Origin of the sequence: Kitasatospora sp. NPDC059146 (genome assembly GCF_042786665.1) — a bacterium.
Lineage (GTDB): Bacteria > Actinomycetota > Actinomycetes > Streptomycetales > Streptomycetaceae > Kitasatospora.
Genome location: NZ_JBHZCY010000162.1, coordinates 1 through 6,248 on the forward strand (window position 1 = coordinate 1; position 6,248 = coordinate 6,248).

General features: G+C 72.6%; 4 protein-coding genes, 1 rRNA gene and 1 pseudogene. 2 read left to right on the forward strand and 4 right to left on the reverse strand.

Annotated elements, in window-relative coordinates; genetic code table 11:
• Positions 1-93 (reverse strand): 16S ribosomal RNA (locus tag ACFXPX_RS39345); the annotation flags it as partial.
• A gap of 654 nt (positions 94-747) precedes the next feature.
• Between ACFXPX_RS39345 and ACFXPX_RS39350 the strand changes: the two genes are divergently transcribed.
• Both ACFXPX_RS39350 and ptsP read left to right on the forward strand, forming a co-directional pair.
• Positions 748-1,197, forward strand: a complete 450-nt coding sequence (locus ACFXPX_RS39350; RefSeq protein ID WP_375892293.1) for a PTS glucose transporter subunit IIA — start codon at positions 748-750, stop codon at positions 1,195-1,197.
• A gap of 103 nt (positions 1,198-1,300) precedes the next feature.
• Positions 1,301-2,971: a phosphoenolpyruvate--protein phosphotransferase gene (ptsP, locus tag ACFXPX_RS39355; RefSeq protein WP_380530875.1), complete on the forward strand. Its 1,671-nt coding sequence runs from the start codon at positions 1,301-1,303 to the stop codon at positions 2,969-2,971.
• 94 nt (positions 2,972-3,065) lie between these two features.
• Here ptsP and ACFXPX_RS39360 read toward each other — a convergent pair whose 3' ends face one another.
• The 3 genes and pseudogenes from ACFXPX_RS39360 to ACFXPX_RS39370 form a co-directional block, all read right to left on the reverse strand.
• Complete coding sequence (locus ACFXPX_RS39360; RefSeq protein WP_380644761.1) at positions 3,066-5,084, reverse strand: acetoacetate--CoA ligase; 2,019 nt, start codon at positions 5,082-5,084, stop codon at positions 3,066-3,068.
• A gap of 144 nt (positions 5,085-5,228) precedes the next feature.
• Positions 5,229-5,777 carry an NUDIX domain-containing protein gene (locus ACFXPX_RS39365; protein ID WP_375892299.1) on the reverse strand — a complete coding sequence of 183 codons (549 nt, stop codon included), beginning with the start codon at positions 5,775-5,777 and terminating at the stop codon, positions 5,229-5,231.
• A 21-nt stretch (positions 5,778-5,798) separates the two neighbouring features.
• Positions 5,799-6,248 (reverse strand): annotated as a pseudogene (locus ACFXPX_RS39370) (hypothetical protein); the annotation flags it as partial.

Here is a 6,248-nt window from a genome sequence, read left to right on the forward strand (position 1 = left end):
ACTGATCCACCCCGAAGGGCTTCACCGTTCGACTTGCATGTGTTAAGCACGCCGCCAGCGTTCGTCCTGAGCCAGGATCAAACTCTCCGTGAATGTATACCCGTAATCGGGTCGACACCCGCGTTGAGCGGCACGGCAACCACCGGAATAGGGTGATCCCGCGCACTGCGTCCTCGCTAGTGTTTGTTTCAAAAGGAATCTCCAACCCCAGGAAACCTGAGGCCGGGGATGTCAACATATCTGGCGTTGACTTTTGGCACGCTGTTGAGTTCTCAAGGAACGGACGCTTCCTTCGGACCGCCTTCCAGCGGGCCCTCCGGGCGCTTCGTTCTTTCGTGTTTCCAGCTTACCAGATGTTTTCCGCTCCGTTTACCGGGGCTTTTTGCATCTGAAATCTGGTGTTAACCGCCAAGTTGTGGCGACTCGGCCAACCATAGCGGGTCGGTTGCCGGAGCGCGAATCGAGGCTCGCCGTGGGTCACCCGGACGGCGGCATGATTTGTTGCTCTCGCGAGCATATACAGCAATGGTCCCGATTCGCCAAGATGGCTGTAGAGTGCGGCGCATCGGCTAAGAGGACTAGACCAGTCGCGGGTCGATGTGACGCCGGTCGGTAGACGGGTGGGGGCGTGGGTCTTCGCCCGGGAATGTCAACAGATGTCCGAAGTTGACATGATTTAGGCTTCAGTTGATCGTCGCGCCGCGCTCGCGGCCGCTTCGCTGTATTGCGTACTTGGGAGGCACAACCATGACCACTGTGACGTCGCCGCTGACCGGACAGGTCGTCGGGCTCGCGGGCGTTCCGGACCCGGTGTTCTCGGGCGCGATGGTCGGCCCGGGCACCGCGATCGACCCGGTTCGCGAGCCCACCGAGGCGGTCGCTCCGGTGGACGGCGTCGTGGTCTCCATGCACCCGCACGCCTTCGTGGTGGTGGACGCGGACGGGCACGGTGTGCTGACCCACCTGGGGATCGACACGGTGCAGCTGAACGGCGAGGGCTTCGAGCTGCTCGTCAACAAGGGCGACACGGTGACCCGCGGTCAGGCCGTGATCCGGTGGGACCCGGCCGCGGTCGAGGCCGCCGGCAAGTCGCCGATCTCGCCGATCGTGGCGCTGGAGGCCGCTCCCGACTCCCTGGGCAACCTGGTCGAGTCCGGCGAGGCCCAGGCCGGCGACCAGCTGTTCAGCTGGAACTGACCCCTCGGTCACCGACACACACCCGCCCCGCAGGAGTTGACGGGGCGACCCGGCACTCAGCGGTTCCCGGCGGGGCCGCTCCTCTCAGCGGAGAAACAGGAACATGGAGAAGACACTGCGCGGCGTGGGGGTCAGCCACGGGGTCGCGATCGGCCAGGTGCGGCACATGGGTACGGCGGTCCTGGAGCCCCCGGCCACCCAGATCCCGACCGAGGACGCCCCGCGTGAGCAGGCACGCGCCCAGGCAGCCGTCGAGGCGGTCGCGGCCGACCTGATCGCGCGCGGCAACCTGGCCGGCGGCGAGGCGCAGGCCGTGCTGGAGGCCCAGGCGCTGATGGCGCAGGACCCGGAGCTGATGGCCGACGTGTCCCGCCGGATCGCCGTCGGCAGCAGTGCCGAGCGCGGCGTGTACGACGCCTTCGCGGCCTACCGGGCGCTGCTGGCCTCCGCCGGGGAGTACCTGGCCGGGCGTGTCGCCGACCTGGACGACGTGCGCAACCGCATCGTGGCGCGCCTGCTGGGCGTGCCGATGCCGGGCGTGCCGGACAGCGACGAGCCGTACGTGCTGTTCGCGCGGGACCTGGCGCCGGCCGACACCGCGCTGCTGGACCCGACGCTGGTGCTCGGCTTCGTGACCGAGGAGGGCGGGCCGACCAGCCACAGCGCCATCCTGGCGCGGGCCATGGGCGTGCCGGCCGTGGTCGCGCTGTCGGGGGCGACGGACGTCGCCGAGGGCACCGTCGTCGCGGTGGACGGCAGTTCGGGCGACGTGCTGCTGGACCCGTCGCGGGAGAAGCAGGACGAGCTGCGGGCGGTCGCCGCCGAGCGCAAGGCCGCGCTGGCCGCCTCCTCCGGCCCGGGGCAGACCTCGGACGGGCACCGGGTGCCGCTGCTCGCCAACGTGGGCGGCCCGGCGGACGTGCCGGCCGCGCTGGAGAACGGTGCGGAGGGCGTCGGCCTGTTCCGTACCGAGTTCCTGTTCCTGGACGACTCGGCGAAGGCTCCCAGCGAGGAGAAGCAGGTCGAGGCGTACCGCAAGGTGCTGGAGGCCTTCCCGGAGGGCCGGGTCGTGGTCCGGGCGCTGGACGCGGGCGCGGACAAGCCGCTGGACTTCCTGACCCCGGCCGACGAGCCGAACCCGGCGCTGGGCGTGCGCGGTCTGCGCACCCTGCTGGAGCACCCGGAGGTGCTGCGCACCCAGCTGCGGGCGCTGGCCACGGCGGCCGCGGGCCTGCCGGTGCACCTTGAGGTGATGGCCCCGATGGTGGCCGACCGCAAGGACGCCGCGGACTTCGCCGCCGCGTGCCGCGAGGCCGGGCTGGACGCCAAGTTCGGTGCGATGGTGGAGATCCCGTCGGCCGCGCTGCGGGCCCGGTCGATCCTCCAGGAGGTCGAGTTCCTGTCGCTGGGGACCAACGACCTGGCCCAGTACACCTTCGCCGCCGACCGTCAGGTCGGTGCGCTGGCCCGGCTGCAGGACCCGTGGCAGCCGGCGCTGCTGGACCTGGTCGCCGCGGCCGCCGAGGCCGCGCAGGCGACCGGCAAGAGCTGTGGCGTCTGCGGTGAGGCGGCGTCCGACCCGCTGCTGGCCGTGGTGCTGACCGGTCTGGGCGTCACCAGCCTCTCCATGGGCTCGGCCTCGATCCCCTACGTCCGGAGCACGCTGGCGAAGTACACGCTGGCGCAGTGCCGCCGGGCCGCCGAGGCGGCCCGGGCCGCGGACAGCGCCGAGGAGGCGCGGGCCGCCGCGCAGCAGGTGCTCTCCGGCGAGTAGGAGCCGGGACAGGGAAGAGTAGGACCCGGGAAACGCTGAAGGGGCGCCCCCACCGCACCGGTGGGGGCGCCCCTTCGGCGTTCGCCCGGGTCGGTCAGGCCTGGCGGTCGACCCGGAGCCGCTCGAAGAAGCGCAGGTGGTCGAGGTTGTCGACCGAACCGGGGTTGACGGCCTGCTCCAGCGGGGTACCGGAGAGGATCCGCTTGACCGGGACCTCGATGCGCTTGCCGGTCAGCGTGTGCGGCAGGCCGCGGACGACGATCACCTCGTCCGGGACGTGGCGCGGGGAGAGCTCGGTGCGCAGCGAGGTGCGGATGCGGCCGATGAGGTCGTCGTCGAGTTCGGCGCCGGGGGCGAGGACGACGAACAGCGGCATCCAGTAGCCGCCGTCGGGCTCCTCCAGGCCGATGACCAGGGACTCGGCGATCTCGGGGAGGCGCTCGACCACCTCGTAGATGTCCGAGGAGCCCATCCGGACGCCCTGGCGGTTGAGGGTGGAGTCGGAGCGGCCGTGGATGACGACGGTGCCCCGGGAGGTGACGGTGATCCAGTCGCCGTGGCGCCAGATGCCGGGGTAGGTGTCGAAGTAGCTGTCGTGGTACCGGGTGCCCTCGGGGTCGTTCCAGAAGCCGGTGGGCATCGACGGGATCGGCTTGGTGACGACGAGCTCGCCGACGGTGTCGGTGTGCGGGTGGCCCTGGACGTCCCAGGACTCGACGGCAGCGCCCAGGCAGGGGGCCTGGATCTCACCGAGGTACACGGGCAGGGTGGGGACGCCGCCGACGAAGCAGGAGCAGACGTCGGTGCCGCCGCTGACCGAGGCGAGCCAGACGTCCTGCTTGACCTCGTCGTAGATCCAGCGGAAGCCGTCCGGCGGGAGCGGGGAGCCGGTGGTGCCGATGCAGCGGACGGCGGAGAGGTCGAGTTCGCGGCCGGGGTGCAGCTCGGCCTTGCGGCTGGCGATGACGTACGCGGCGGAGGTGCCGAGGACGGTGGCGCGGGTACGGGCGGCGACGGACCACAGGGCGCCGGTGTCGGGGTGGCCGGGGCTGCCGTCGTAGGTGACGATCGTGGCCCCGACCAGGAGGCCGGCCAGCAGGAAGTTCCACATCATCCAGCCGGTGGAGGTGTACCAGAGGAAGCGGTCCCGGGGGCCGAGGTCGAGGTGGAGGCCGGCCTGCTTGAGGTGTTCGAGCAGGATGCCGCCCTGGCTCTGGACGATGGCCTTGGGCAGGCCGGTGGTGCCGGAGGAGTAGAGGACCCAGAGCGGGTGGTCGAAGGGGACCGGCTCGAACACCGGCGCCACGTCCTCGGCGACCAGGTCCTCCCACCGGAGGGCGCCCTCGGGGGCCGGGGCGCCGAGCAGCGGGACGTGCACCACGGTGTGCAGGCTGGGGAGTTCGCGGCGCAGCTCGGCGACGACCTCGGTGCGGTCGTGGTCCTTGCCGCCGTAGTGGTAGCCGTCGACGGCGAAGAGGACCGCGGGTTCGATCTGCTGGAGGCGGTCGAGGACGCTGCGGGCGCCGAAGTCGGGGGCGCAGCTCGTCCAGACGGCGCCGACGGCGGCGGTGGCGAGCAGTGCGACGGCGGCCTGCGGGATGTTCGGCAGGTAGGCGCTGACCCGGTCGCCGGGGCGGACGCCGCGGGCGCGCAGGGCGGCGGCCAGCGAGCCGACCTGGCGGCGCAGTTCGGACCAGCTGAGGGCGGCCGGCTGCTCGGTGGTCTCGTCCAGGTGGAGGATCGCCGGGCGGTCGGCGTTCGCCTCGTCCTCGGCGGCGCGCAGGGCGTGCTCGGCGTAGTTGAGGCGGGCGCCGGGGAACCAGCGGGCGCCGGGCATGGCCGGGTCGGCGAGGACGGCCTCGGGGGCCTCAGTGAAGCGGACGTCGAACCACTGCGTCACCGCGGTCCAGAAGCGGTCGAGGTCGGCGGTGGACCAGGCGTGCAGGTCCGCGTAGCGCTGGGCGGCCTGCTGGTCGTCGGCGGCCGGAGCGAGCGGGGCGGCCGGGGCTCCGTGGTGTTGGGCGGCCCAGGCCTGGAAGGCGACCAGGCTGGTGGCGGCGGCGCGAGCGGGGTTGGGGCGCCAGAGCGGCTGGTCCTGGGTTGGGGTGCTCACGGTGGTGGTCTCCCGGCCGGTGGTGGGGACGGGTGAGCTCGTGGCCAACCCGTCCGGTTGGGCTGTCGGTGCAGACCATGCCATGCGAGCGGCCGCTGCGCCAGGGTCGGCCGGGCGTTGCGCCACCCCTCGGCGGGCCGCCCCTCAGCGGGGGGTGAACTCGCCGTCGAACCAGCGGCGCAGGATGCCGTTGTGGAAGTCCCAGACCAGCGCGGTGTCGGCGGTGGCGAGCAGCCAGCCCTCGGTCTCGTCGGTGGGGAGGGAGGGCGGGAGTTCGGCGAGCGGGCGGGCGGGGAGGAGTCCGCAGAGCATGATGAAGCGGCCGTTGGGGTCGGAGGCCGTGTGGATCAGGCGGACGTCGGCGGCGTCGGCCAGGATGCCGGTCTCCTCGGCGAGTTCGCGCACGCAGGCCTGCTGCCAGCTCTCGCCGAAGTCCATGTAGCCGCCGGGGAAGGCGAGTTCGCCGTAGCCGGGTTCGATGGTGCGACGGATGACGACCAGGGCCGGCTCGGCGTCGGGCCGGGTGACGGGCAGGACGGTGACGGCGACGGGCAGCGGGTTGCGGTAGCTGATCTCGGCGCAGCCGGGGCAGGTGCGGGGCCAGCCGTCGGTGCCGGGCGCGTACGGCGTGCCGCAGAAGTGGCAGTGGGAGAACGGCCGGTGGGTGGTGCGGGTCGCTTCGTCGGTGGTCATGGGCGGATGGTAGCCCGGGGCTCAGCGGGGCCGGTCGTCGGTGGCGGGTGCGCCGGGGCCCGGGCCGTCCTCGCGGGCGGGGCGGAGCAGGGCGGGGTGCAGCAGTCGGGCGCCGCCGGCGTGGTAGGTGCGGGCGCGGGGGCCGCCGCGGGCGCCGCCGCGCTGGGTGGTGGTGCCGGTGCTCTCGACGAAGCCGGGGGCGGAGAGGACCTTGCGGTGGAAGTTGCCGGGGTGGAGCTTCTCGTCCCAGACGGCCTCGTAGACGGCGCGGAGGTCGGGGATGGTGAAGTCGTGGGGCAGGAAGGCGGTGGCGAGCGGGCTGTACTCCAGCTTGGCGCGCACCCGGTCGAGGCCGTCGGCCAGGATGCGGGCGTGGTCGAAGGCGAGCCGGATCGGCTGCGGTGCGACCGGCGGGGGGCCGGTGTGCCCGTCGACGCCACCCCCGTGGGGGGCGGCGGGGCCACCGGCGGC

Coding starts and splice junctions, on each gene's coding strand:
- ACFXPX_RS39350 (WP_375892293.1), top strand. CDS start 748: ATGACCACTGTGACGTCGCCGCTGACCGGACAGGTCGTCGGGCTCGCG.
- ptsP (WP_380530875.1), top strand. CDS start 1,301: ATGGAGAAGACACTGCGCGGCGTGGGGGTCAGCCACGGGGTCGCGATC.
- ACFXPX_RS39365 (WP_375892299.1), bottom strand. CDS start 5,777: ATGACCACCGACGAAGCGACCCGCACCACCCACCGGCCGTTCTCCCAC.